The organism is Ruminococcus sp. RTP21198st1_G1_RTP21198_201120 (assembly GCF_040924265.1).
Lineage (GTDB): Bacteria > Bacillota > Clostridia > Oscillospirales > Ruminococcaceae > Hominimerdicola > Hominimerdicola aceti.
Genome location: NZ_JBCOMH010000015.1, coordinates 1 through 25,451, shown reverse-complemented (window position 1 = coordinate 25,451; position 25,451 = coordinate 1). Strand labels below are relative to the sequence as shown.

Genomic DNA, 25,451 nt, shown 5'->3' with positions numbered 1-25,451 from the left:
AAAACGTAAAATATATTCCGCTATTTTACTGCTTATTTTTTCAATTCCACACTTTTGATTGGAAATATAATTGATCATATATTTTATCGTGTCTAAAGCTATAAACCTATAGTTTTTCCAATCTTCCGTTAAAATTGCCGTCAGGTTCTGTTAAAGCCCAAACACTTCTACATTTTGTACACTTATAATAAAATTTTTTATGTCCATAACCATCATACTTATTAATGGAGTGTTTTTTACAAAGTTTCTTTGCTTTTTTTAATTCAGCAATATATTTTTTTAGATAACAAAAATCGGAAATATCGTTAAACTCATCAACTTCAGCTAGTACTTCACAAACACATGATATTTTTATTGATTTTATAATATTATTTTCTATAACAATTAAAGGAGAACCTTTCCAATCAAACCATATTGCATCATCTGCTATAAAATACAACCGTTTCTCACCCAAAAAGGTTTTGTTTGCTATAGTCATCAATTCTATTTTTTCATTAATTGTTGCTTTTTTATTTGGATACCACTCTATTTTATTAGCAAGCACCAAAAAATAATCTATTCCTATTTCTCCATGAAATGTTGCTATTTTATCATTATATTTTACATGAATTTTATCGCTACTTGCTTTGCCTACTGTTACAAATTCCATATGCATTTTCAATTATCACTTCTCCTTTAACCAATTGATGATGCTTCCATTTAATGAAAATAGACCTGATAAACCTGATGTAAATTCAAAAGTTCTTGGAATGTTAATTAATAATTGATTGCTAGTTCCAAAATTAGCTAGCTTTGAAACACTTGTTACCATTGCTATAGCTAATACTGCTCCTATTACAATTGTTACTGTGATGAGAATCTCTTTCCAATGCTTCTTGCACCACTCACAAGCACTATCCACTTTTTCTTCCAACCAGCTTTTTTCAATATCCGGTTTCAGGTATTCATATTTATCATAAAAATCATTCTTGCTTTTATTGATAGCATCAGCCGTATTTTAGTCAATAGTCACAACATCGGAAATGTATTCATTAATATTTTCTTTCAATGACTCAAGTGATTCAATTTTGTCCTCTTGGGTCTGCGTTGATGATTTTATCGAGCTGATAACATCATCAACATTGCATATGCTGCTGTCAATTTTAAGCACTTTTGATTTCAGTGATTTCAAATCAGCATTATCATTAATAAAGGGTGATAATATTTTACGGCATATTCAGGATCATTTTTTATTATTGATGTAATGTTATTTTTTATTGCTTTGCAATAATCATTTCCAAATTTATGGTATATAGTATTAACAAGGTGCAAAACCATTTTCAATAGTGCCATATGTTTTCTAAGTTCAATTATCTGTTTGCTTTTTATGTGTTTAGTGGTTCGCATCTTCTCATAGTTTAAACCTCGATACAGTATTCCAAATAATAAAAATTCCATCTCACATTAATTGTTTTTCAAAAACGCATACCATTCTGCTTACCAACATACATCCGTCGTTGCCGTTGGATCATTTGTTACCACTTTATGCTCTTATTTAAAATCAAGTGTAACCCAAAATCTTTGTGCGATGTCGACTTAATTAATAGGGTAAAGCCTATAATAATAGCCATTATCAGAATCTTTCTTTATACATTTAAATTCCGCTTCATTCTTTTCAAAACTTGCATATTTTACTTGTGTACTTTCGTTTTGTCTATATGGATAAATAATAAATTCTGGAATTTTATTTGTAAAATCATGATCTGAGACTTTGAAAAATTCTTCATAAGTAACATCGTTATTATTAAGGAAGATAATTCCATAATTCAAATCAAGATATGTATTATAATTTATATCAAATGCATCACATATATCTTTCGTTTGCGTTGACGGTCCATATACAATACACTTATCCCATTCAAAGCCAGTAAAATCAGACATATGTATAATAATCTCGGTATCATCATTACATTTTTTTATAATTTTATCCTTTAACGATTTTGAATGACGATAATTTATTATTGAAAAAATGCTCAGTATAACTCCCATACACAATACTCCAATCAAAATTACTCTAATATATTTCTTGACCAATTCAATCACCTTTTTTATTATAGTATTTATTATCTGGTTGAAATCCGTTTTCATCAAGTGTTTCCAATATAATTAAATCATCTTTGTATCGTTCGTATGAAAGTCGTTCTTTTACAGTCACATAATATCCATCATAGGTTTCCTTCACAATATTTAATCCATTTGTATAATAGTAATCTAATACTTTTTTTGCTATATCTTTGGATGTACTATCAATTGATGTTGTTTTTCAAATTTCCCGTCCAATAACATTGTTTAACAAATCAACTGCTTGATCAGCATCACCTAAAGTTTTAAACCTATGCGAGTATATATCTTTGATTTCATGAATAACGTTTTGATTTTTTTCATGAGCATTACCAGCTTGTAAGCCTATATTCTCTCCCCACTTACTTGTTATAATTGAAATCCAAAAAGTGTGTCGAAAAGCATTTACTTCTGATCCTTCTTGAACATCATTATCTTCAAAACATTTGAATAAAAGTTAAAGCATAATTAAATATTTTATCACGATTGATTATTTCTAAGATTGATATTGATTGTCATAAAGTTTTAAGTTTATATCAATCAGGAACTTCATCCCCATAAGACATACTGAATACCCGCAGCCAGTATGCGTCATCCCCTGAGTATTCTTTAACAGCATCTTCAATCAACTGATTTTGTAATTCTTTAACTATTAAATCAGGTGATCCGCTTGGTAAATGCCTTTCTCCCACATGATCGCTTATCCAATCGATTGTTGCAACAGTAATGCAATATTTATTTCCGTTTTCCAGTTTGACAAAAATATCAATATTATCATTTTTTATGTTACAATTCTTCAACGGAGTTGGATATTCAATTGATATTACTTTCATAACATTATCTTCTATTAAACTTTTTAATCTTTCATCCAAGCTTCATCATAATTTGGATGTTCATTTAAGCATTTCAAATCAATTCCATGAGTATCATGGCCTAAATATGAGAACTCTTCTAATTTTGGTAAGTTTAACACAAAGCTTATGTCTGTAATATTACAATAAGAAACATCTAAAGCTTTTAGATTATAAAGTTTATTTATAATTTCTTTATCAATTGAGTGTATATTCGTAGAATTTATATTGAGGGATACAATATTCTCCCAATTAACACTTTCATCATCCAGCTTGGTAAAATCAGCTCCTGAAATTGAAAGTGATTTCAATTCCGTTAATTCGGATAAATCCGGTAAAGTTTCAATTTGAACATCGTATAATTCCAACGATTTTAAATTCTTGAAGCTTCCCTCTGTTCCGAGCAAGTTAATATCGTCAATTTTAAAACGAGCACCCCCATAAGGATTAGATCTAATGCACAAACTTGATAGACTTCTGATATCTGCCAGCTTTCTTATTGAACCAATAGGTGAATCTACAATATTAACAGAAGTTAATTTTTTTAGTTTAGTTAACTCTTCAAAAAAGTTCTGTGCATCTGAAGCGTCACTGATTCCGACAATAGTAATTGTTTCAAGATTCGTTAATTTGCTGAGCAAATCATAATCGTGTCCCAAAAGTGCAACATCAGAACCCGGATCACAAACCAACTCACGTATCTCATCATAATTCTGACTTGTTTGATTAATACAATCGTTAATGGTTTTTCGTTTCCACTGTAAATCAGCTTCTGTTTCATTATCACTGTTTAAGAACCATATTCCGAAACCTATTACAATAGCCAAAAATATTATAAGAATACAAGTAATAATTATCATCGTAGAAAATATGGTTTTATGTTTCATTATAAACAAATCCCTCATTAAGTTAATCTTGTAAAAATGTTATAAAGGCATCAATATGCTGTTTATATTTATCTGCTCTCTTCTTTTTTTCTCCTACAAGTTCACCATCAATATAAGCACCCAAAGTAGATTTAACATCGTAATTTATATTATTGCGAATTTGATCAATACCACCATTATTTGATATGAACTCCGATTTAGGATCGATTCTGCCATCCATTACAGCCTTATTATATTCCTGTTGAGCTTCCAGAAAATTACTGCTACTGTTCTCAAATTTATACTGTATATTATTCGGATCAATATCAGATAAAAAATCCTGATCGTCATACCTTGTCGAAATAATATCTCCACTATAGGATATCATTCTATCAGTACTTCCATTAGCAAAATCCACAATGTCTAAATTATCGTTAAATTCAACATACTGTAATGCCTCATGAACAAAATCTTTCATAACCTCCGAGCCAAATTCATTTGCTCTCCTTTTAAACTCTTCAACAGTTGGAGAATTTTCCCCATTAAAAAGATTTTCCTCTTCTCGTGAGAATCCAAAATGTAATTCAATATTCTCATAATTAGAACCATGTTGCACATTTAGAGCAATTGCAAAATCAATAGCATCAGCCACATTTTAGTCAATAGTCACAACATCGGAAATATTTTCATTAATGTCCGAAGCCCAAAAAACAATAGAATTTTTATCTATTCTATATTTTACAAATACTTCATTATTGTATCTCATAAACCACTCCTTTACCCGGTAAAAATCCAGCATATATTATTTATATTCGCTTCCATCATCATTTACAAACTCAATTTTGAATGAACTATTCTTATTTTGCTTTCGCACCGCTTTGATAAGTTCAGTCAATTCATTCTTCTCGATATATCCTTGATGTTTTATCCAAGATATACTATTTACTGTTGCATAAAAACCATCTACGCACATTTCCCCACCAAATCTTGCGATATTCTCTTTGTACTCAATATCGACATACCATTTCGTACCTGTAATTTTAATTTCTTTCATTTTTTATTCCAATCATTTAATAATATTCCCGTCTGAGAAGTTCCTATAAACAAACTCCTTATTAGTGAACCAACCTGAGTAGTATGCGTAATCACATTAACCGCAGTAGGCGTATATATTGTGATATTTCCTACATTAGGATTTATTCTTAAAATAGTACGTTCAAAGACATTCCATACACTGGTTGGTCGAACAGTATTTCCGAGTAACGCTTCCACATTCCCTAAAGAATGCATTGCGTAGGAGGAAGAAGCACTATTCCATGCGCTTATTGTAGAAGGATTGGAAACATCCCAATTTGGAAGTTCAACACCCTTCGATGAAAGAGTTGTTTCCAAAGTAGATCTTCCCATTTTATCCGCACAATTTGCCGCTATTTGATCTCCGTTACATATACCCTCATCTCCAATTCCAGACCAGAAAGTTGACGAATCAGATTTAAGTGTGAAATTATATTCACTTGCACCGCTTATGGCTGAACGAAATTGAGGATTAGTAGTCCATTGCTTTCCATAATTTCTTAAATCAGCATTTGAAATTCCTTTTACACTACTATAAATAGAACCAATGGAATAAAAACAATTCGATATTGTACTTGTCCAATTTAATACATTTTGAAATGTATTAAAAACTGAATTATCAATATTTCCCCATGTGTCAATTATATTTAATGTACTTGAACCAAGAGTTGAAAGTATCGCTATTGTAGCAACAGAAAGACTAGTTATCGTTGCAATTGTTGTAGCAAGACCTGCAGAAACTCCAAATGTTGTAAGCACCGTGGTTAATAATGGTACAAGAGCCATTCCGCCAGTGGCAACAACAGCAACTATAACTAATACTGCTCCTATTACAATTGTTACTGTGATAAGAATCTCTTTCCAATGCTCCTTGCACCACTCTCCGACTTTTTTTGCAGCCGTCTTTGAATTTCTCCCAACGGCTTTTTTCACATTCGGGCTTCATGTAGTAGTACTCGTCGTAAAAATCGTCTTTGCTCTCAATAATAGTCAGAGTTTATACAGTTGTATTTTACTACAACTCCTAATAGTATCTAAAAGCTGTGAGACTTTTTCTTGGTTTGTGGGCATTTTATTACCTCCATATTGTTAAAGTAAAATAATTTTAATTGCCAACTATTAGTTTTATTGCTTTTATATTTTTGATTGCGACTAATCCCATTGCTAAATGAATACACTTTTACAATTTGACACAACTAATCTTTGTTGGGAGCTCTTTCCAGAAATTTTCCAACTGTATTCCAGAACTAATGTCTTTTTGTCTTAAGCTTATATAAGTCAAAACATCTTCTAAAGAATCCAATAACCCATATTTATTGACATATATACCTTTTGCATTTAAATCGTCTTTAAAATAGTTATATTCATTTTTTAAATACGAATAATATACATTACCAATGCAATCAAAACCTAATAATTTAGTTGGTAATTTAATTTCAGGAACAACGATTTCTTTGTTAGTTGTTTCATACAAAAGAATATTCGACTTTAGCCCATTGTTTTGACAATATTGAAAATATTTATATACAAACTTAAAATCAGGGACAATATGTTGCATATCATATTGCAGAAACCAAGTGTTATCTGCTTCCTCAGTTAACATCATAGCATTCTTATCATCATCTACATCTTCAAACGGCCATACATTATATGTATAATCATTATCTTTTACCTCGGATACAACATAACCATTTCTATACAACTTCATTCTCTCACTCTCCTAATCAATAATTTCCACATGAGAATTTTTGCCTGAAGGAACACGTAAATGCGGCTTACCTGATATACCTTCAGCCAATTTTGCTGGATCCATTCTATTGAAATGCGGTGGGGCTATACGAACTTTATCCTTGCCAAGTCCAGCTGCTCTACATCTATTTACATAATCTTCTGCCTCTAATCTTGTGACACGATTTATCTTGCTAATATTTTTTCCTTTCTTAACCAGTTTCTGCCGTTCTGGAAAATATTGTTTTCCATATTCTTTGCCAGCATTATGCACCAGTACACCCAATCTACCAACATGATAAGTATGAAAATCTTCTACCTCAAAATTATAAACCTTAACAGGTTCTTCTGTCAACTCAACATCAAAATTTTCAACTAAAAGAATGTTTTTGTTTGGGTCAAGAAGTTCATCACCGATTGCAAGTTCTCCTGCTTTGACAAAGCCACGACTATTTACATAGAACGGGTGGTCAACAGTTGTAACGATTTCTTCACCGTTCACAGTGAGATGAACAAGCGTTGTTACCTCTCTTATGTAGGTTTCAAGAACAGTTTTCGGAGAAGTTTCCATTGTTTCAGGGTCTGTTGAAATGACTTTATTGATTGCAACAATTACTCTACTTTAACCTTTTTATATACTCATCTATACCCATAACAAGCACCTCTTGCAACATTTCTAAATAACTTTTTTCCCCACCACTTTTTTTAATCATAACATCAAACACTTGTTTTAATTTACCATCAATCATAACTGTAACACCAGTTACCTTTTCACCAGTATTTGTATTTTCAAATTCTTCCGACATAATACGCATTTTATTATCCATTACGCACTCTCCTTAGATTTCGCTCTATAATTTTCCCATTAGTGGCAACTTCTTCTATCCATTCAGACCATGGTGCTGGTAATTCATAACTTCGACCAGGTGTAGATATATCAGTTAGCTTTGGAGCAGTTCCCCCTTGATTCAACGGATTTGAGCGATAACCATCTTGGCTTATTGTATTTTCTTGTAATAAGTCATCAAACCACTTTGGTACCTCAAATTCAACTGTATATGCTTCATTTCCTCGAACTTCATTTTTAAAATAAGTTGAATGTTCTCCGTTATCTATGCTAATATTTAAATTTTTATCCTTGTTAGCAATTGAAATTGACCCGTTTTCATTTACCGTTATTTTTTGTTGACTAGAATTACTGCTGCCATCTCCTCCTTGAACTCTTCGATATTTAACAGTCTCTTCATTTTCACCAAATGAAATCGTGTCATCTTCACCTATTTTGCGATACACGGTTTCACTTAAGTTATAATCTGCATTTGCATTATGAACCCAAACACCAATTTCACCAACATGATATGTATGAAACTCATCTACCTGAAAATTATACACCGTAACAGGTTCTTCTGTCAACTCAACATTAAATTTTTCAACTAAAAGAACATTTCCGTTTACATCAAGAAGTTCATCACCAACTATTAGTTCTCCTGCTTTGATAAAGCCTTGATTTTTTACATAAAACGGGTGGTCAACAGTTGTAACGATTTCTTCACCGTTCACAGTGAGATGAACAAGCGTTGTTACCTCTCTTATGTAGGTTTCAAGAACAGTTTTCGGAGAAGTTTCCATTGTTTCAGGGTCTGTTGAAATGACTTTATCTCCTGACTTTATCTTTTCTATGGCAACCATTCCTGCTACAGCCATGACAAGAGTTCCAGCAACGAAACAAGACGGCTTAACGCCTGCTTTATTTGCCGCACTGTTAAAGCCTTTATTCATTCCGCCTGTAAATACGGCAACACCGGCTATGCTAATCTGTGCAAATTGTAAATTTCTTCATTCAATTAGTTAAAAAGACCAAATTGATTTATCTCTTTCATTAAGCTTTTGCTCTATCTTATTTTCTATTATAAAAAAATATATGTCTTTAATAAAAAGCTCTAAAACTTCTTTTTGTACAATTGCGTAAAGGGTATTATTTTGTCTACTATTCTCACTTTTAACATCAAAATGTATTGAATCTATTTCGCAATCCGCAGAAAACTCACCTAAAAGCATTGTAAATAATGGATTATAACCTTTATAATTAATATATACATTCTTTAATAAATTATTATTAACAATCTTTATCCTTAAATCAATTTCGTCAAAAGCATAAATCTCATAGTTTTCTTTCTTTTCAATTTTGTACATATGATTACTCCTTAATAACTATTAAAATTTTCATCATAAAGTCCTACACATGCATCCATTGCCGGATTTGTTCTCATCGATGAACTGATAATTTGTTCTGGTGTCTTGCCACTAGAAATTAACGCATCATAAGACCTAGTTTGCATACGTTCTAAAGCAGCATTATATCCATTTTCATTTATAATATTTCCATCTAAATCGAGATAGGAATTTAACCTTGTTTGATTACGATAATCACAAATTAAATGTGCTATTTCTTCTGTAGAACATCCTTTATTTTTCATATCAGAAACTAAATCGCATATTGATCTATCATCTTCAATATACTGAATTCTTTTTTGCCTTGCACTTTCAACAAATTCCGGATCTGACCAATCCACATTAGCGAAATTTTTCAAACTGCCATCTTTTTTGGGTTTATAGCCATACACTGCATTGGGATCTTCTTCAGCATCAGCTAATACTTTGGGATTATCACTAGGATTATTATCATAATGACCGTTACCATATTTTTTCTGCATTATGAACTAATACACCTAATTCGCCAACATGATAGGTATGAAAAACCTCCACCTGAAAATTATACACCTTGGTAGGTTCTTCTGTCAACTCGACATCAAAATTTTCAACTAAAAGAACATTTCCATTTACATCAAGGAGTTCATCACCAACTATTAGTTCTCCTGTTTTGATAAAGCCTTGATTTTTTACATAAAACGGGTGGTCAACAGTTGTAACGATTTCTTCACCGTTCACAGTGAGATGAACAAGCGTTGTTACCTCTCTTATGTAGGTTTCAAGAACTGTTTTCTCGGCAGTTTCAAAGGTTTCGGGGTCTGTAGAGATAACTTTATCTCCTGCTTTTATGTTTTCAATAGCAACAAGTCCGCTTGCTGTTAGTATCATTGTTCCTGCAACAAAACAAGTAAGCGTTTCTTGATGCTTTTTCATTGAACTATAAGTGCTTCCGCTGAAAACTGCCAAAGCACTTACAGTAAATTGAAAACCATTATACAACTTGCTGGAGTGAAGTTTCTGGTTGAATTGCACAAAAGCAAACTATGTTTTAATTAATCAATGACTATTCATTATACATCTTTTCTATAAAATCATTGAAACCATATGCGCACAGTTGTGCATCTTCAATATGAATTGATTCAAAAGGAATTTCAATAATTGATATGTTTTCATTTCTAATATCAAATGCGTATGCAATGTCTCCACCATCAGAACCAAAATATAAAATTCCAGGAGTATATTGATTTACTGAATATGCTTCATTTAGTGAAATAATTTCTTCAATTGGCCATATAACCAAATATGAATTTTCTCCTAATTCACCTTCTGCACCATTTGAATACAACATAAATTCTTTATATTGAATAGGTAGCTTAACGCCAATGCGGTTCTCTACCTCCATTATTTCTTTTTCATCAGCGGACTTATTTAAATCCATCTTACTTACTAGATTGATAATATTCTTATTCATTACAAATTTCTCCACATTATTGTGAGGATTGTATTTTGTTTAAAAAATTACGAATAACTTTCTTCTCCATTTCGGAGCAACTTATTAGTACTTTTTTGGCATTTATTGAGACGTTATGCTTTTCTTCAACAGTTAACAAAGAAAAATTTGCATCTCTTAACGAATCAATACAAGTAATTAATAAATTACTATTTTCTGTTTGAGTTAATATTATCAGAATCTTAACACTATATTTATTGTTAACATCTGCCAAACATTCTGCAAGCCGTACTTGACTTTGAATATCATAATTTTGCATTTTAGAAATTAGTAAAGTCCATTCTAAATCTGAAAAATGTTTTAGAAAATCTTCACATAAGAATAATGCGTCATCATACCAATAATCATCTGAAAAATTCCCTTTTATGTATTCTTCAAATTCATTTAACATAAGTTTCCTCCTATTTGGATGTAAACCCAGTTGGCAAGCCAGTTGTTCCGCCACCTGTTGGATATCCTGCGATTACGTTGTTTCCTTGTTTTATAACTTCTATTTGAACTCCATCGATAATATCTCTATATAAATACGAATTGTCGGCTATTCTTTTACCAATAGGAACGCCATCTCCAACTTGTTTTATACTATCAATAATCTTAGCATCAGACCAGATATCCGGGAAAATAGTGCTTGTTTTAATTTTGGATACATTTCCATCTGGAAACTCTGTTATGAATTTAATTTTTTTAGTTCCATCTGGGAATGTTTGTTGTACTTCTACTGAATATTTAGGATTAGCATCATTTATTTTGGGTGAATGTCCACCCTTAATTCTGTTGGAAGAACCTACACGTTCACCTTCAAGTATTTTATTTTCCATATCGGGTGTAACAACTGTGGAGTAATCTGCATTATGAACCAAAATCCCGTTCTTACCAACATAGTAAGTATGAAAATCCTCAACTTGAAAATTATAAACCTTTAATTTTCAGTCCATTCAATATTATCTGGCATTTCACGTTTATAAAAAAATTTTTTGGCTGCCTCGAAAGCTTTATCTACTGAGATAATTGAATCTCTTCTGATTTCAATCTCTTCTTCAGGCGTATTAGTATAAAAAATACAATAGTCATTTTTCTGATTTGTCTGGCAACCAACTGACTGAAAACCGAGTGACTCCTCGTCTGGAAAATAGGTGAGATTCGCCATTTCTTTGTTTACTAATACCACTAAGCAAGGATTCTCTTGAGTATTATTAGTAATCCAAAACTCGTTGACACCATCACCATATTTTTTTTTGTAATATTTCTGAAAATTCAGAAATATTATTTGCATATTCAATTCCTCCAAAATGTTTTATTTTCATTTGATTACCTTATTCCTTTCTTATTTGATTTTCGGAACAGTGCTATTTCCAATGTATGTCTTTGGAACTGGGATAGCACGAACATTATTTGCAACCGAATTACTTGGAGGTACCACGGTTAATTTAGCGCCTTTTGGAAGTAGAGCTGGAACTTGTCTATCGCAGAATCCACAAGTTCCATTAGGGTTATTATGAAATACAGTTGCTTCATTTATACCATTTTCTCTCATGTATAAAGCAGCTTTTCCTTCAACATGACTTGCTGATTGTGCTTTATATTGAGGATATGAAGGTGTCGATCTATTTCCTGATTTAAAAGAAATTTGCTTTCCATCTGTGAAGCACTTATAAGTACACCCACTCTTAAATCAGGCAATAGACCATATTCGATGAATATAAAATAACGCAACATGAGGCTATGTCTCCGAAACTATTAATGGAGGCATAGCTATTTTTTCTCTTGAAATAATCTCTCCGATGTGGTATAATGATAACTGATACATAAAGCATGACCAATTGTGAGGTGATTGCTATGAATATTGCTATCGTTGATGATGAACCTGTATTCTTAAAACAACTTCATAACAGATTAAGAGAAATGAAACTCCCCGACTGCGAAATACACGAATTTACAAGCGGGAGAGACTTATTGAGTTTCTATGTCAAGGGAATGTATGAAGTCATCATACTCGATGTTGAAATGCCCGATCTGACCGGATTGCAGACCGCTGAAAGAATCAGACAGATAGATGGTTCAGTTATTATTTCTTTCCTGACGAATTATGCCGAATTTGCCGTTAAGGGCTACGATGTGGGAGCGTTTCGCTATATATTGAAAAATCAGCCAGACTATGTATATACCAAACAGCTAAATTCTATCATTGCTGAGTGCCAGCAGCGATTTAGAACTTTCACTTTCAATAATAAAAATCTGTCATTCAAGTTCAGGCTGACAGATATTCTTTACTTTGAGGGACATAGAAGAAAGGTATCACTATTCACAGTTAATGGTGAATTGGAGTACGGCGGCGATTTTTCAACTGTGTGTGGCGAGTTGTTAAAGTACAATTTCGCTATTATAAACCGTGGAATACTTGTAAATCTTGACCATATACAGAATATTACCAAGTACGATATTATTCTAAGCAACGGCAGAAAAATCCCCATAGGCAAAACATATAAAGATGAGATAGTTGCTCGCTATCTTAACTATGCAACAGGGAGATGATCGAGTTGCCCGTATTGATTGAAAATATCATTGAGATTGTCAATGTAGCAATTGAAATGATGTTGGTATTCTTATACTTTTCCTTGTTGAGTAAGGCAAAAGTTAATAAAGCAGTTCTTTATCTGTCGTATCTTCTTTCTACTGTAATACTGTCAGCGACAGTTTTGTTGACAGATAATATTTTAGTGTATCTGATTACAACCATTATTCTTATTAGCTCCATGTCCTTTATTTGTTATGATGATTCAATCCGTCATAAAATATTTTGGAACATATTGTTTTTACTGATTATATCTATATCTGAACCTATTGTGATTGGATTACTTTGCATTGCTAATATGGGAACACCAGATGAATTCTTAGAGTCTGGTTTAGGACGTTATCTCGGAATGGTAGGCACAAATATAATTTATTTATGGCTTATAGGATTGATGCACCGCATAATAAACAAAAAAATTCGTGAACTGCCGATAAAATATTGGATATTGATAATAGTTATTCCAATCATAAGTATTTTTCTTTTACAAACAATGCTTGATGGATTTGTTGGCAGCAACACTTATAGTTATGTTTCTTTGGGCGTTTCTCTTGCAGGAATTATCTTTATAAACCTTGCTATGTTTAATTTCTTTGAAAGTTTTGAAGATAAGATAAAGTTAAAATACCTTGAAACAATAAAGCAACAGGAACAGGAAAACTATAAGCTGCTTACCCTGTCATACAAGCAAGTACGAGAGTTTAAACACGATATTGAAAATCAATTTTTAGTTCTGAATGATATGTTGGAAAACAATGATACTGATTCTGCTAAGGAATATCTTGTCAAGCTAAGCTCATTTGTAAGGCTTGCTAACAGACTCTGCTATACTGGTAATAATGCCGTCGATTCTATTGTGAACATCAAGGGTTCTCTTGCTCAGACATACGGTATAGAGTTTATTTGAAAGGTCAATATCATAACAAATATCAAGGCAGACGAATTGGAGTTGTGCCGTATCATCGGAAACGCTCTTGACAATGCAATAGAAGGTTGCCAGAGAGCTGGTGTATCACATAAGCATATTTGGATAAGCCTAATGGAAGAACGAGAGAAGCTATTTATTGTCATTACAAATACATCAGATAAGGTAGATACATCTGTTTTAACATCAACAAAGAAAGAACAAGGGCTTCACGGCATAGGGATAAACAGTATCAAATCCTCCGTTGATAGATTGGGTGGGTTAGTAAGTTTCGATTATGATGACGGAATTTTTAAGCTGAACATTATGGTTCGTAATTGTTTACAAATTTAACTATTTGCATTTCGGGACAAGAAGACGACATTTGGGGACACTTTGAGACCTTTTTTCTCAAAACCTATTGAAAAAATTTGCAACTTGTGTTATGATTTTTGCAGGAAGTGATTCAGAAATGATTTCAAAACTTGCAAAAAGCATAGCACACTTTTTTGTGGTTCAGAACATAACGGAAGAATCCAAAGAGGTGATCTACGCATATGGAATGGAGCTGCTGATCTCTGATGTGCTGAATACCATTATCGTCCTGCTGATTGCTCTGTTTTCCCATACGCTGCCTGCGGTTGTTGTATTCATAGCCGTATTTATGGGGTTGAGACAGTTTGTAGGTGGGTTTCACGCTAACAGTCATCTTAGTTGTATGTTCACGCTTGTCATGGTGATGATGGTTTTCTCTTACGGCATTTGCAATGTAAGCGGACATATTACGCCAATATTCAGCATCAGTTTCATAATGATAGCATTACCAATCATTCTATGTATTGCTCCCGTTCCGCATCCGAATAAACCGATGTCAGAGGAAAAGAGTGTCAAGCTAAGGAAAAGAAGCTGCATCTTAGCTGTTACCCTATCCGTTGTCACGATTGCACTGCTTGTATTCCAATATCAAAAACTAAGCCTTTATGTATCAAGCGGAATGCTGCTGTCAGCAATCATGGCACTGCTCGGTCACTTTTTGAATCGGGGTGATAACAGTAAACGATGATAAGGAAAGAGAAAAACGGAGTATTTTGGCGATTGTAATTCTTGCTCTTGTAAGGCTGGTGCTGTATATCTCAAATGGCAGCGTTTGCGGTATTACGTTTTATCAACCGAAAGAGCCTGACTTATCTGAACTGTTTGAAAGGAGGGATTTGTAATGAAAAAGCTGATGAGCATAGCAAAGAAGGCTTCTACGGCACTGGCGGCTCTTGCGCTGGTGGTAGCTACCACATCAGTTCCGAGTGCTTGCTTCCATTGGTTCGCACAACCTGTAGAGCCAGAAGAGCTGAGAAACTATGTAAACAAGAAATAATTGGCAACTGTGTGTTGCAGAAAGGTGGTATGAAATGGTTAAGAATAAGATTTTGAAACGTATCGTGGCAGGTCTTAGCTGTATTGCGTTATCTACAACTATGCTTACGAGTTTACCTGCTTTTGCCGATGATTATGTTGACGAATATCAATATTACTCAACGTTAGATCCTAATGGTGAAGAGTACCAAGAATGGAAATCAAATCTGGCAAGTTCTGCTGTAAGTGTTCCCCAAAATAGAATGCTTAAAAGTATTCTCAAAAATAATACTTTAATAGCAAATGACTACATTGAGTTCAACACTGCAAGTAATGGTCACTATACTATTGGTACAATTTTTATTAACATTGATCTTGATAATGATGGTGAAATAGATACAACTGTTACGCCAACTATCAATCCAGGGGTAATTCAAGATGATGAGAAATCACCTGAAATAACAGTAGAATCTTGCAATGCAGGTATTAGTAACTCAAATACTATAAATCCCAATATAGTTATAACTAACAACTCTGACAAGCCTTTAAAAATGAGTGATATAACTATAAATTATGTATTTAATGCAGACAATAAAGAAAACCTTGAATACCATTGCGACTGGCTTGCTGTAGATAATCAATACTTAGGTAATACTTCGGTTTGTGAATTTGTTAATGACGATTACGGAAATACATATGCAAAAATCAAATTTAATACCGATGTTGAACTTCAACCTAATAAACAGTTTGTAATCCATTTTAGACTAAATGCAGCAGATTGGTCTAATTGGGATACATCGAATGATTATTCAATGGGAACAGAACAGCTATTGCCAAATGATAAAATAATTGTTTTTTATAATGAACAGCTTATAAGCGGTGTCCAGCCTTGAAGTAGAGGTTGAAGCAATGAAAAAAACAATTATAATTATAATTATATCATTATTAGTTACGGCAGGCACTTTTGTTTTATCTAAGTATCACAACAGAGATAAAATGATGACTCAAATGAATAAAGATATACAAGATTATTATTATATAAGCTGTCCAAATGGAAATGAGCTTGACATCAAGCAAAAGAGCAGTAATGAATATCAATACTCTATTCTTAGTTATCCTTTTAGCACAACAGAATACACTAACAAATTTACATTCAGATTAAAAGTGAGTCTTGATCAGAAATTCATATTTGAAAAAATCGGCTTATTGACAGGCACAAGCGGAGTAAACGCAAATACAGACTTTCCTAATTGTCTTATTAAAGAAAATGATTCTTCTCAATATCAACGTTTTTTTCTCCCCACGCCAGAAGAAGATAATGATGTTTCAACAATCCTTGGCGAAGGCAAAATATATGTATCATTCAAGAATGCAATCAATTCATCAGATATATCATCTGTAATAGATGAATATAGTGAATACGGAACAGTGACATGGCTTTGGGTCGATACTTACAATGATTCTGATTCAACACTACCAACGATTCAAAATCCTCAAAATGACGAAAGAGGAGTGTATGGTATCCCGTTGTTCTATGCTGGCGAAAAGCTCATTTCACCATTAGATAAGTTTGTTAATATAATAAATGATAAACACGCTTATTTGGAAGACGAATTTGAAAACATAAGAAACGGTATTAATACAGGTAAAGATACTATTAAGCAATCTGATATTAATATTATAGGTATTGTTTTATTGTCCCAAAAAGATTTGAACCGTAGTGCCATAATAAACGAAATCGCCATAAAGGGAAATGTCTATGTAGTTAACTAAACTATAAATTTATTGTTATCTTGTTTTATTGCCAAATACTATATTTTTCGTTCCACACAAGTCTGAATAGGCATTGTGGGGCACACCACAACAGGCACAAACTCTATTGGAACTGAATAACCGCAAGCCCTCGGAAATGCTCTTGTAAGCGTTTCTGAGGGCTTTTTCTTTTCAGCGGTTAGAATTCCGCTCCGCAGGCTCGGATAGTGATGTGTGGCATTTCCGTTCGCCTGACGGTCAAGCTGAGGTCGGCTCGGTGATGCCGTGACGGAGTTCATACTCACGCACACGGCGGTAGAAAGTATTTGCTGACATATTCATTCTCCGCATAAAGTCCCTGCCCGTGATGTGCTTGGCTCTCCATTCCCCATAGAGCTGACCGAACCTCGTCCAGTCGGTGGGGATAGGCTTTCGCCCGGTGTACTTGCCCTGAGCCTTAGCGATCTCGATGCCCTCACGCTGTCGCTGTTTGAGCTGCTCACGCTCCAACTGTGAGAGTGCAGCGAACACGGTGAGCATAAATTTGCCCGCAGGAGTGTCGGTGTCAATTTTCTCCTTGTGGCTGATGAGCGTTACTCCCTTGTCTGTGAGGGTGTCGATGATGTTCAGCAAGTCCTTTGTGGAGCGTCCCAGACGGCTGATACTCTCGATGTAGAGGGTGTCACCCTCACGCACATAGTCAAGCATTGCCCTGAGCTGAGGGCGGTCGGTGTTCGCTCCTGACAGCTTCTCGGAGAAGATGCGGTCAACCTGATAACTGCACATGATCTCCTGCTGTCTCGCTGTTTCCTGATGCTCCGTAGAAACACGGATATAACCTATTTTGCTCATAGTTGTTGTTTCCTTTCTTTATTCAAGTGTATTTTTATTTCTATGTTTAGCCTGTGTCCTCTGACGGCTTTTCTCACGCTCACGCTTCATCTGCTGTTCGTTGATGTACTGGCGCACCTGTCGGGTGTACTTCTTCGCCGTTTCACGCTTGGTGAGGAATGCGGTATGCTCGACATTAAGCCTGTTCCACTTCGATTTCAGCTTGTTGGACTTCTCCAAAAGGTCAAGCATCGTCGGCGGTTTGCCGTCAACAGCATACTTCTTGATATGCTCCTTGATGTACTTGACCGTCTGCTCGTAGTCCTCGATAGTGGCGGCATTTTTCTTCTTGAAACGGCTCTGCGACCAGCCCGATTTGCCCTGATACTCCTTGTAAACAGGCTCCAGCTCGTCACGGTGCTTCATCTTTGCAATGAGCGTGTCGATAGCTGTAAACTTCTTTTTCAGATCGGCACGCTCAGTTGTGTGGTCATCGGAGTGAGGTGTATTGAAGAAGAATCCAGACAGCTCGCTGAATGACATAACGCCACCAGCTTCAAGGTCTGCGATGATTTCGTTTGCTCTGCCCATACCTCTGATAGCTTTCCACGGATCTTCTTTCTTTTCAGGTGCTTTACTCTCCGTAGGTGTGGGCTGTGGTGTCCGGGCAGACGGTTCAGGCTTCGGATTGATAGCAGTTGCGTTAAGCATATCAAGCTGTGCCTGCCGTCTTGCTCGTCGGGCTGCAAAGAACTTCTCCACCTGTTCCGCAGCAGCTTTTCTCTTTGCGGTTTCACTTGTTTCGGTGATAGTTTCAGGCTCGGCAGATTGTTTCGGCTTTGTCGGTGCGGTGACTGTCTGTGTCGGCTTCGGCTCGGTCTTTGGAACAACAGGCTTCGGCGCTTCGATAAGCATATCGGGAGTGACATTCGCCGCTGACAGCTTTTCCTGTATCTCCGCTATCTGCTCGGCTATGCGTTCGGGGGTGAAGTCTGCGCCCAGGGTGTCGGCTCTTGTAAACTTCTGTTGACCGTCACCTGATAAACGGAATTTCAGCTTGACCTTATTGCTTGGCTTGTAAACATATTCGATACTGCACTCCGAACATTTTTCAAGAAAATCCTTGAAGTCACGGCTGTAAAGCATGACCTCCGCAATCCTGACACGGAGCTTATCTTTCCACGACTTGCCCTCTTTCTGCATATTCCTCTCAAAGTGAGATACCCCATGTCCCTTTTCAGGCTCGGAGATAACAGATATACCGTGTTCAGCACATATCTCGTCCGAAATCTCACGCAACTCTGCCCACGCTCTTTCAGACTTTCTGCCTTGATTATGCTCGGTGGTAAAGCTCAGACCGTTATACAGATTTGTGTTGTTGAAAATGATGTGGCAATGCAGGTGCGACTTGTCATGATGAACAGCAATGACATACTGATAATCGCCTTTCAGATAACGGTCGCACAGCTCCTCTCCGATCTGCATAGCTTGTTCGGGCGTGACTTCACCGGGGGCAAAGCTCTGTATCATGTGGTAGGCAAGGATTTGGGTGCGTCCTGTTCCTGTGTTTCGGACGGCTCGGAAGTCCTCGCTTGCTCCTGCGCTATCGGCTCGGCAAGCATAAGAGTTGACATATAAACCGTCGATGGTCTTATCATCTCTTGTGATGTAAGCGATCGCTGCGCTGACTGTTGCCCTGATCGTATGGATAGAAGTGTATGCCAAATTTCGTTTACCCCTTTCTTTATCTCGGTAATATCCTCGGCATAGATGTGACCTGTGCTGTAAAGTCGGACAAGTATCTGGTTGATGTTTGCTCCGATGCGTTTCATCAGACGGTTACACTCGGCAATTTCGGAACGGTCGGGCGTGAGATCAACCCTCGCCCGAACACAATCACGGATATACTCGGTCTTGTTCTTGTAACCGTACTGCTCACACTTGGAAAGAATGTCCTGCATTTCCGATTCGGTGAAACGAACATTGAGGGTGTAGGACTTCTTCTCCTTCTTGCGTTTCAGGTACTTGCGTTCATCGTCGGTAAGCTGGCTCTCGTCCTTGTCGGCAAGGCACTTGTCAAGGTCGGCTCTGACCTCTTTGTCAAGTGCGTGATTGATTGCTCCCTCGTAGGTCATACCCTCAAACTCCATAGCCTTGTGTTTGGGCGGTCTTCCACGCTTCTTTTTCTCGGTTTTCATAGTGGTGTCTCCTTTGTTTGTATTTCGGCGTTAGCCGATTTTCTTGACCGCTGTGCGGTCGTTTCGGGGCTTGGGGTGTCCCTAACAAGCATTTGGTATTTTCGCTCGCTGTGCGGCGCAAAATACAATGCTTGTTATTTTTGTTGCGCTGTAGCGCTATTTTCCAGCCTGTGGGATTTTCATATCACTCAGGCTTTCGATGCTCCGTCAGCGAATTTGGAGCTATGCGACTTAAACTCTCCGCCGCTTAGGTCGGCGGTCATACTCGCTCACGCTCCTGCGTGATGCACTCAATATCATCACTCTTGAAATTGTAAACTGGCTCAGCGCAGTTATTGCGCAGTCTGGGCGGCAGTCCTATGAAATATGCTCCCATAAGTTAATACCAAATTATTGACCGCTTCGTTAAGTATACCGCAGAAAAATTTTATGATGAAAATGATATGCAGGGGTGCGTGTGATCGTCACAACGTCAAAGCCCTTCACTTTTCTACCGGTGTTTTTGAGAAAATGGCGTTGTTTTTCAGAAAAGTTTACACTTTGTTCATGACGGTTCTCCCTTGTGCCTAAATTCAACAGCATATTTCTATACAGAATGTGAATAGGTCACGGCGGCACTCGGATAAAACCCCCTCTATATATACAAGCACGTTCAATCAGGAAACGGGCATGATTTTTATAAAAATAGTTGCTCCGTGATAATAATTCTCCGTATTGAATAAATCAGAAATGGTGACCTATGCAGTATGCAGTCAATGTGATATGGCTCGGATTTGCAATGCTCGGTCTGCTTTCTGCAAAATTCCCCATAACAATTTCACGAATGAAGAAGTTTTATGGCGCACTCAACTTCTTGCGCAATGCGAATAGACTTTTGCTGTCCGAGAATGCTATAATATTAGCATAGGGTATTATCCCTAAATCCAATACATTGGGAGGTGATGAGAATGAGTAAGAAAGCTAAGACCGAGGTTGATGAGAAGTCCGCTGTTATCATTACGGATGCTGTTCTTGCGGAGAATCAGGCAAAGCTCGACAGCTACGAAAAGTCTATCAAAGCTGTGCAGGAGCGCAGGCGCAAGGTCATCATTGATAGCAAGCTCTACACCTACGATAAGCTCTCACAGCTTTACGGCGGTGCGGAGGGACAGGCACTTCTCGATGCTGTGACTGCGGAGCATACGCTGATCGGCAAGCTGACAGCAAGCGGTATGACCTATGAGCAGATTGGTGAGCTGGCTGACGATAGTTCTGCCGATGCTGACAACAGCTCGGACGAAAGCTATTCCGAAAAGTACGCTAAGCAGATGAGCTTTTCAGAAACAGATCATTCCTATTCGGAGTAACATATATTCCGACAACAAAACGATTGCTGTGTAAGGGACGGCTCTGCCGTTCCGTACAGCACCTGTGCAGGCGTAACGCCCCTGCAACAAAAAGCCATTGCGTGTAGAGATAGATAATCGCAGGCGGAAAGGAGACACTTGCCAAGAAAAGATACAGGATTTACTTTGGCTGAGCTGAATGAGAGATATAAAGATAAGCCGACCAGCAAAGCCGTGTACGAAGTGGACGGTCAGCGTTATGCTGTGACAAGTCATTTCGTGGGTGAAAAAGACCTTGATAATGTGCTTTATGAACTTGCTTTCAAAAGAGCGTTTCAGAAAACCGAAAAGAACTAAAAAGTTTTGAAAAAAGACTTGCCATATTCGGTTTTCTGCGCTATAATAGTTGTATCATCGAATATGGTTTGCTTTGATTGGAAAGGAGTTATTATGGCAAAGCAAACTACTTACAATGTCGGGATCTATGTGCGTTTGTCGCAGGAGGACGAACGTGCGGGCGAATCCCTTTCGATTGAAAATCAGAAGAAGATGCTGACGGAATATGTCAGCAAGCAGGAGGGGTGGAATCTTATCGAGATATGCGAGGACGATGGCTATTCGGGAACAAGTTTCGATAGACCAGGTATCAAGCAGATTCTTGATGATGCAAAGTCGGGAAAGATAAATCTTATCCTCTGTAAAGACCTTTCACGTTTCGGAAGAAATTATATCGAGGTCGGTCAGTATATAGATTACATTTTTCCTTCATTCAATATCCGCTTCATCGCCCTGAGCGACAATGTAGACACGCTTGACAGAAACAGTTCGGCAATGGATCTTATGCCTGTGATGAATTTATTCAACGAATGGCACGCCGCCAACACGTCAAAGAAGGTACGCAGTGTCATGGCAGCAAATTCTCGGCAGGGCAAGTATCTGGCGGCTTCAGCTTCTTATGGTTACATCAAGGCAGATGATGAAAAGCATACGCCCTTGATTGATGAAGATGCCGCCGTTATCGTAAGACGTATATTTGAGCAGAGGGCAAGAGGGTTAAGTCCGAAGCAGATCGCTATACAGCTTAACAAGGACGGCATCGCAACTCCCTCGGATCATCGTTATCAGCTTAAAGGCAAAGATAATCCCCTTGTGACTTCACATCTGTGGAATGATTGTATGGTGCGTGGCATTCTTAACAATGAGATTTATATCGGAAATCTCGCACAGCAGAGAGTGACAACGGTATCCTACAAAAATCACAAGCAGATACGCAAGGACAGGTCGGAATGGATAGTGATTGAAAATAATCATGAACCTATCATTTCAAGAGAGCTGTGGGACAAGGTTAGAGAGGTTGACGCATCGGTGAGTATCGGCAAGACAACAAAAGAAGGCGTGATTCTTCCGCTGTCAGGATTTATGTACTGCCCAGACTGCGGTTACAAGATGAAAATGAACAGAACCATGCACACCTCTAAGAAGCGTGGAACATATGAGACTGTCAGCTATCGCTGTGGTACTTATGTTAGAAGCGGAATGGACGGCTGCACTCCTCATTCCATTTTGGAAAGAGTAATTTCACAGATTGTTGTTGACGATATTAGAGCAAAGGCACGACTTGCCGTTGAGGACGAGGACGCACTCCGTGAAGCCGTTAGAAAACGCAGACAGGCTACTGCCGATGCGGAGAGCCAGCATAACAGCAAGGAACTCCATGAGGGTGAGAAAAGGCTTGCACAGCTCGAAACGCTTATCAGTAAGACCTATGAAGAAAAGCTCCTCGGTACTGTACCCGAAGAACTCTGCGTGAAAATGCTGAATCAGTATCTTGATGAGCAGAAGATGCTGAGAGAGAAAGTCGCTGTACTGAAAGAAAAGTGCGAAACCGCTGAACAGGCTGAAAAGGATATTGACAGATACATTGAAAATATCAAGAAGTATGTCGATATTCAGGAGCTTACCCGTGAGACTTGTTTGGAGCTTATCGAGTACATCGTGATTGGTGATCGTCCCGAAAGCAAGGACGAGGACAGGCAGATTCACATCTTTTACAAGTTCCTTGACAAAGGGCTTACGGAGAAAAGAAACATTCTGCTTCCGCAGAATGTGGAGTAAATAATATTTGGGTGTACTTTTATGGGGTTCTCCTCTGGAGTTACCATAACGCCCTCTGTTGTTTTTCCATCATATTTTGGAAGCACAGGCTTTTCTTGATTACAATTTGCATTATGTACAAGCAGTCTACACTTGCCAACATGATAAGTATGGAAATCTTCCACTTGAAAATTATACACCGTAACAGGTTCGTCTGTCAATTCGACAGAATGATTTTCAACCAAAAGAACATTGCAATTAGAATTAAGAAGTTCATATCCGATTGCAAGTTCTCCTGCTTTGATAAAGCCTTGATTTTTTTACAAAGAACGGGTGGTCAACAGTTGTAACGATTTCTTCGCCGTTCACAGTAAGATGAACGAGAGTAGTCACCTCTCTTATATATGTTTCAAGGACAGTTTTAGGAGAAGTTTTCATTGTTTCAGGGTCTGTTGAAATGACTTTATCTCCTGACTTTATCTTTTCTATAGCAAGCAAACTAACCGCCTTGGCATTACCTAAAAACTCACCTGCCGCTCCAAGTCCGCCAAAAACTAGTCATGCGATGTGTAGAACATCTTCTAATCTAATTTAATCTGAAATAGCAGGTGCTCTTTCCCTTGCCCTCTTTTTTTAGTTCTCCTGCGGCAACAAGTTTTCTTAGTGCACCTTCGATAGAACTGTCACTGAGAGTAGGACAGAGTTCCCTTATATCCTGCTTGTTAAATCGTCCTATTTTGCTTTTGCTTGCCATTCTGACCATCTCAAGTGCAGGCAGTTTTTCTTGAGCAAGGGAGGTACGCTCTTCAAAATCTTTATACGATGCAAGTATTGTGCCTAAAATGTACTTTATAAATGGCAAAGCATCCTCTTTGCCCTCGTGCCAGCCCGTCTGCGACTGACTCAGAGCACTGTAATACAGATCTTTGTTCTTAGAGATCTTTGCCTCGAGCGATATATATTTGCCAATGTAAAAACCATTCTGATACAGCAGAAGAGTGGTAAGCAGACGGCTCATTCTTCCGTTGCCGTAATTCAAAGGGTGTATACATAGAAAATCGTGGATAAATATAGGGATAATTATAAGCGGCTCAACCTCCAAATTACCGATAACACGATTGTACTCTTCACATATCCTGTCAAGTGACTCAGATGTTTCATATGGCGCGAGCGGAGTAAACAGTATTTCTGTATGTCCATCGGGATAAGCCGCACTGATATAATTCTGCACGCTTTTTGTTCTGCCAGCAAGCGGATTGTTCATATGACTATAAAGCATTTTGTGAAACTGCAGAATATAGTTCTGAGTTATCGGAATAGCGTCAAAGCTTTCGTGTATAACGTTCAGCACGTCTCTATACCCTGCGATCTCCTGTTCGTCACGATTTTGAGGAGTAGTCTTTTCTTCGACCAACTGTTTGATCCTCGTGCTTGTTGTTACGATACCCTCTATCGCATTTGAAGCTTCGGTACTTTGAATTTTTGCTATCTCAACAAGCTTCTCCATCTCTTGCGGACGCTGTTTCAAATACTGCTCCTGTTTTCCAGCCTCTTTGTATATGGCCGCTATAAGTCCGAGAATATCAGAATCCCACTTTTGTTCTTTAAAAGCAGAGTAATTAAAACTTCTCATTTCCTTACCTCCATTATTTTCCCTTAAATTATAATATAAAATAAGGGAAATATCAATAGGATAAGCAAATTTGTCCTTAATATTATGTGTGAAATAAGGGAATATATCCAACAGTATCCCTCTACTGTATAAAAGAGCCGGTTTCTCGACTCTTTTGGTATCTATAGCATTGGGGAACATATTCGTAATTTTACATCATAAATTGTTCCCCGCATTTCTTGTTTTGGTTATGAAAAAAAGCACCTATCAGTGATAGATGCTAATGGAATTTGATAAATGTAAACTTTTTTAGAAAGTATGATATAATATAGTATTGCATTAAATAAAAATACGAATCCATACTTACTCAGTCTATGTCATCTTACCCCCTCAATAACACCCTTATCCATTTCATGCACAGTATCGCACAGCACGGAGATGTCCTCCGCAGAGTGTGAGCATATAAGAATAGTCTT

At 36.9% G+C, this 25,451-nt stretch carries 31 protein-coding genes and 7 pseudogenes; 11 read left to right on the top strand and 27 right to left on the bottom strand.

Features of this window, described 5'->3' with window-relative positions; translation table 11 throughout:
* Nucleotides 1-106 precede the first annotated feature (106 nt).
* The 20 genes and pseudogenes from AB5627_RS10485 to AB5627_RS10390 all read right to left on the bottom strand — a co-directional run bounded on the left by AB5627_RS10485 (nucleotide 107) and on the right by AB5627_RS10390 (nucleotide 11,967).
* Nucleotides 107-661, bottom strand: coding sequence for a hypothetical protein (locus AB5627_RS10485; protein WP_022287963.1), 555 nt, complete (start codon nucleotides 659-661; stop codon nucleotides 107-109).
* A gap of 3 nt (nucleotides 662-664) precedes the next feature.
* Nucleotides 665-913 carry a hypothetical protein gene (locus AB5627_RS10480; protein WP_265290675.1) on the bottom strand — a complete coding sequence of 83 codons (249 nt, stop codon included), beginning with the start codon at nucleotides 911-913 and terminating at the stop codon, nucleotides 665-667.
* Nucleotides 914-1,575: 662 nt separating this feature from the next.
* Entirely contained in the window at nucleotides 1,576-2,028 is a 453-nt protein-coding gene (locus AB5627_RS10475) for a hypothetical protein (protein ID WP_265290676.1), read from the bottom strand.
* 608 nt (nucleotides 2,029-2,636) lie between these two features.
* A complete protein-coding gene (locus AB5627_RS10470) occupies nucleotides 2,637-2,933 on the bottom strand; it encodes a hypothetical protein (RefSeq protein ID WP_022287965.1) in 297 nt (98 codons plus the stop codon).
* Nucleotides 2,934-2,956: 23 nt separating this feature from the next.
* Nucleotides 2,957-3,838: a leucine-rich repeat domain-containing protein gene (locus AB5627_RS10465; protein WP_022287966.1), complete on the bottom strand. Its 882-nt coding sequence runs from the start codon at nucleotides 3,836-3,838 to the stop codon at nucleotides 2,957-2,959.
* A gap of 22 nt (nucleotides 3,839-3,860) precedes the next feature.
* Nucleotides 3,861-4,469 carry a hypothetical protein gene (locus tag AB5627_RS10460; RefSeq protein ID WP_022287967.1) on the bottom strand — a complete coding sequence of 203 codons (609 nt, stop codon included), beginning with the start codon at nucleotides 4,467-4,469 and terminating at the stop codon, nucleotides 3,861-3,863.
* A 150-nt stretch (nucleotides 4,470-4,619) separates the two neighbouring features.
* Entirely contained in the window at nucleotides 4,620-4,871 is a 252-nt protein-coding gene (locus tag AB5627_RS10455) for a hypothetical protein (protein ID WP_022287969.1), read from the bottom strand.
* Nucleotides 4,868-5,824, bottom strand: coding sequence for a hypothetical protein (locus tag AB5627_RS10450; RefSeq protein WP_265290678.1), 957 nt, complete (start codon nucleotides 5,822-5,824; stop codon nucleotides 4,868-4,870). The genes AB5627_RS10455 and AB5627_RS10450 overlap by 4 nt, the downstream gene beginning before the upstream one ends.
* Before the next feature lie 247 nt (nucleotides 5,825-6,071).
* A complete protein-coding gene (locus tag AB5627_RS10445; RefSeq protein WP_022287971.1) occupies nucleotides 6,072-6,599 on the bottom strand; it encodes a hypothetical protein in 528 nt (175 codons plus the stop codon).
* Between the two features lie 12 nt (nucleotides 6,600-6,611).
* Nucleotides 6,612-7,232, bottom strand: a pseudogene (locus AB5627_RS10440) (polymorphic toxin-type HINT domain-containing protein); the annotation flags it as partial.
* Nucleotides 7,233-7,236: 4 nt separating this feature from the next.
* Nucleotides 7,237-7,446 carry a hypothetical protein gene (locus tag AB5627_RS10435; RefSeq protein ID WP_022287973.1) on the bottom strand — a complete coding sequence of 70 codons (210 nt, stop codon included), beginning with the start codon at nucleotides 7,444-7,446 and terminating at the stop codon, nucleotides 7,237-7,239.
* Nucleotides 7,439-8,347: pseudogene (locus AB5627_RS10430) on the bottom strand (polymorphic toxin-type HINT domain-containing protein); the annotation flags it as partial. The gene AB5627_RS10435 and the pseudogene AB5627_RS10430, both read right to left, overlap by 8 nt.
* Nucleotides 8,348-8,467: 120 nt before the next feature.
* Nucleotides 8,468-8,812, bottom strand: a complete 345-nt coding sequence (locus AB5627_RS10425) for a hypothetical protein (RefSeq protein ID WP_117925365.1) — start codon at nucleotides 8,810-8,812, stop codon at nucleotides 8,468-8,470.
* A 464-nt stretch (nucleotides 8,813-9,276) separates the two neighbouring features.
* Nucleotides 9,277-9,868, bottom strand: a pseudogene (locus tag AB5627_RS10420) (polymorphic toxin-type HINT domain-containing protein); the annotation flags it as partial.
* Between the two features lie 25 nt (nucleotides 9,869-9,893).
* Nucleotides 9,894-10,301 carry an SMI1/KNR4 family protein gene (locus AB5627_RS10415; protein ID WP_117865556.1) on the bottom strand — a complete coding sequence of 136 codons (408 nt, stop codon included), beginning with the start codon at nucleotides 10,299-10,301 and terminating at the stop codon, nucleotides 9,894-9,896.
* 16 nt (nucleotides 10,302-10,317) lie between these two features.
* Nucleotides 10,318-10,731: a hypothetical protein gene (locus AB5627_RS10410; protein WP_038671430.1), complete on the bottom strand. Its 414-nt coding sequence runs from the start codon at nucleotides 10,729-10,731 to the stop codon at nucleotides 10,318-10,320.
* Nucleotides 10,732-10,741: 10 nt separating this feature from the next.
* Nucleotides 10,742-11,158, bottom strand: a complete 417-nt coding sequence (locus AB5627_RS10405) for an EndoU domain-containing protein (protein WP_368369838.1) — start codon at nucleotides 11,156-11,158, stop codon at nucleotides 10,742-10,744.
* Nucleotides 11,159-11,194: 36 nt separating this feature from the next.
* A pseudogene (locus AB5627_RS10400) lies at nucleotides 11,195-11,254 on the bottom strand (hypothetical protein); the annotation flags it as partial.
* 5 nt (nucleotides 11,255-11,259) lie between these two features.
* Nucleotides 11,260-11,613, bottom strand: coding sequence for an Imm1 family immunity protein (locus tag AB5627_RS10395; protein ID WP_302837619.1), 354 nt, complete (start codon nucleotides 11,611-11,613; stop codon nucleotides 11,260-11,262).
* A 51-nt stretch (nucleotides 11,614-11,664) separates the two neighbouring features.
* The gene (locus AB5627_RS10390) at nucleotides 11,665-11,967 is read right to left on the bottom strand and encodes a DddA-like double-stranded DNA deaminase toxin (RefSeq protein ID WP_265290685.1); all 303 of its coding nucleotides are present in this window, start codon (nucleotides 11,965-11,967) and stop codon (nucleotides 11,665-11,667) included.
* A gap of 209 nt (nucleotides 11,968-12,176) precedes the next feature.
* On the opposite strand from AB5627_RS10390, the gene AB5627_RS10385 reads away from it, so the two are divergent.
* The 8 genes from AB5627_RS10385 (at nucleotide 12,177) to AB5627_RS10350 (ending at nucleotide 16,936) form a co-directional block, all read left to right on the top strand.
* Nucleotides 12,177-12,872 carry a LytTR family DNA-binding domain-containing protein gene (locus AB5627_RS10385; RefSeq protein WP_015558963.1) on the top strand — a complete coding sequence of 232 codons (696 nt, stop codon included), beginning with the start codon at nucleotides 12,177-12,179 and terminating at the stop codon, nucleotides 12,870-12,872.
* Between the two features lie 5 nt (nucleotides 12,873-12,877).
* Complete coding sequence (locus AB5627_RS10380) at nucleotides 12,878-13,816, top strand: hypothetical protein (RefSeq protein WP_368369833.1); 939 nt, start codon at nucleotides 12,878-12,880, stop codon at nucleotides 13,814-13,816.
* 36 nt (nucleotides 13,817-13,852) lie between these two features.
* Nucleotides 13,853-14,167: a GHKL domain-containing protein gene (locus AB5627_RS10375; protein ID WP_195552247.1), complete on the top strand. Its 315-nt coding sequence runs from the start codon at nucleotides 13,853-13,855 to the stop codon at nucleotides 14,165-14,167.
* A 118-nt stretch (nucleotides 14,168-14,285) separates the two neighbouring features.
* Complete coding sequence (locus AB5627_RS10370) at nucleotides 14,286-14,876, top strand: accessory gene regulator ArgB-like protein (RefSeq protein WP_022127259.1); 591 nt, start codon at nucleotides 14,286-14,288, stop codon at nucleotides 14,874-14,876.
* Entirely contained in the window at nucleotides 14,857-15,030 is a 174-nt protein-coding gene (locus AB5627_RS10365) for a cyclic lactone autoinducer peptide (RefSeq protein ID WP_227220844.1), read from the top strand. The genes AB5627_RS10370 and AB5627_RS10365 overlap by 20 nt, the downstream gene beginning before the upstream one ends.
* On the top strand, nucleotides 15,030-15,185 hold the full coding sequence (locus AB5627_RS10360; RefSeq protein ID WP_022127260.1) for an AgrD family cyclic lactone autoinducer peptide: 156 nt from the start codon (nucleotides 15,030-15,032) through the stop codon (nucleotides 15,183-15,185). Before AB5627_RS10365 ends, AB5627_RS10360 begins: the two co-directional genes overlap by 1 nt.
* 34 nt (nucleotides 15,186-15,219) lie before the next feature.
* On the top strand, nucleotides 15,220-16,056 hold the full coding sequence (locus tag AB5627_RS10355) for a cellulose binding domain-containing protein (protein WP_265290680.1): 837 nt from the start codon (nucleotides 15,220-15,222) through the stop codon (nucleotides 16,054-16,056).
* Between the two features lie 16 nt (nucleotides 16,057-16,072).
* The gene (locus AB5627_RS10350; protein ID WP_022127262.1) at nucleotides 16,073-16,936 is read left to right on the top strand and encodes a hypothetical protein; all 864 of its coding nucleotides are present in this window, start codon (nucleotides 16,073-16,075) and stop codon (nucleotides 16,934-16,936) included.
* A 38-nt stretch (nucleotides 16,937-16,974) separates the two neighbouring features.
* On the opposite strand, the gene AB5627_RS10345 is transcribed toward AB5627_RS10350, so the two are convergent.
* From AB5627_RS10345 to mobC, 4 genes and pseudogenes are all read right to left on the bottom strand, one after another.
* A complete protein-coding gene (locus AB5627_RS10345; protein WP_147337900.1) occupies nucleotides 16,975-17,214 on the bottom strand; it encodes a hypothetical protein in 240 nt (79 codons plus the stop codon).
* Nucleotides 17,174-17,767, bottom strand: a complete 594-nt coding sequence (locus AB5627_RS10340; RefSeq protein WP_015558960.1) for a recombinase family protein — start codon at nucleotides 17,765-17,767, stop codon at nucleotides 17,174-17,176. The genes AB5627_RS10345 and AB5627_RS10340 overlap by 41 nt, the downstream gene beginning before the upstream one ends.
* Nucleotides 17,768-17,785: 18 nt before the next feature.
* Nucleotides 17,786-19,375, bottom strand: a pseudogene (locus AB5627_RS10335) (relaxase/mobilization nuclease domain-containing protein); the annotation flags it as partial.
* Nucleotides 19,273-19,944 carry a plasmid mobilization relaxosome protein MobC gene (gene mobC / locus AB5627_RS10330; protein WP_015558958.1) on the bottom strand — a complete coding sequence of 224 codons (672 nt, stop codon included), beginning with the start codon at nucleotides 19,942-19,944 and terminating at the stop codon, nucleotides 19,273-19,275. The gene mobC and the pseudogene AB5627_RS10335, both read right to left, overlap by 103 nt.
* Before the next feature lie 947 nt (nucleotides 19,945-20,891).
* Here mobC and AB5627_RS10325 point away from each other — a divergent pair.
* The 3 genes from AB5627_RS10325 (at nucleotide 20,892) to AB5627_RS10315 (ending at nucleotide 23,384) form a co-directional block, all read left to right on the top strand.
* Nucleotides 20,892-21,290: a hypothetical protein gene (locus AB5627_RS10325; protein ID WP_015558956.1), complete on the top strand. Its 399-nt coding sequence runs from the start codon at nucleotides 20,892-20,894 to the stop codon at nucleotides 21,288-21,290.
* Between the two features lie 138 nt (nucleotides 21,291-21,428).
* Entirely contained in the window at nucleotides 21,429-21,626 is a 198-nt protein-coding gene (locus AB5627_RS10320; RefSeq protein ID WP_265290682.1) for a hypothetical protein, read from the top strand.
* Between the two features lie 93 nt (nucleotides 21,627-21,719).
* Nucleotides 21,720-23,384, top strand: a complete 1,665-nt coding sequence (locus AB5627_RS10315) for a recombinase family protein (RefSeq protein WP_015558955.1) — start codon at nucleotides 21,720-21,722, stop codon at nucleotides 23,382-23,384.
* Here AB5627_RS10315 and AB5627_RS10310 read toward each other — a convergent pair.
* The 3 genes and pseudogenes from AB5627_RS10310 to AB5627_RS10300 form a co-directional block, all read right to left on the bottom strand.
* Nucleotides 23,318-23,861 (bottom strand): annotated as a pseudogene (locus AB5627_RS10310) (polymorphic toxin-type HINT domain-containing protein); the annotation flags it as partial. The gene AB5627_RS10315 and the pseudogene AB5627_RS10310 overlap by 67 nt on opposite strands.
* A gap of 88 nt (nucleotides 23,862-23,949) precedes the next feature.
* Nucleotides 23,950-24,996, bottom strand: a complete 1,047-nt coding sequence (locus AB5627_RS10305; RefSeq protein WP_265290683.1) for a Fic family protein — start codon at nucleotides 24,994-24,996, stop codon at nucleotides 23,950-23,952.
* A gap of 356 nt (nucleotides 24,997-25,352) precedes the next feature.
* A pseudogene (locus AB5627_RS10300) lies at nucleotides 25,353-25,451 on the bottom strand (multidrug ABC transporter ATP-binding protein); the annotation flags it as partial.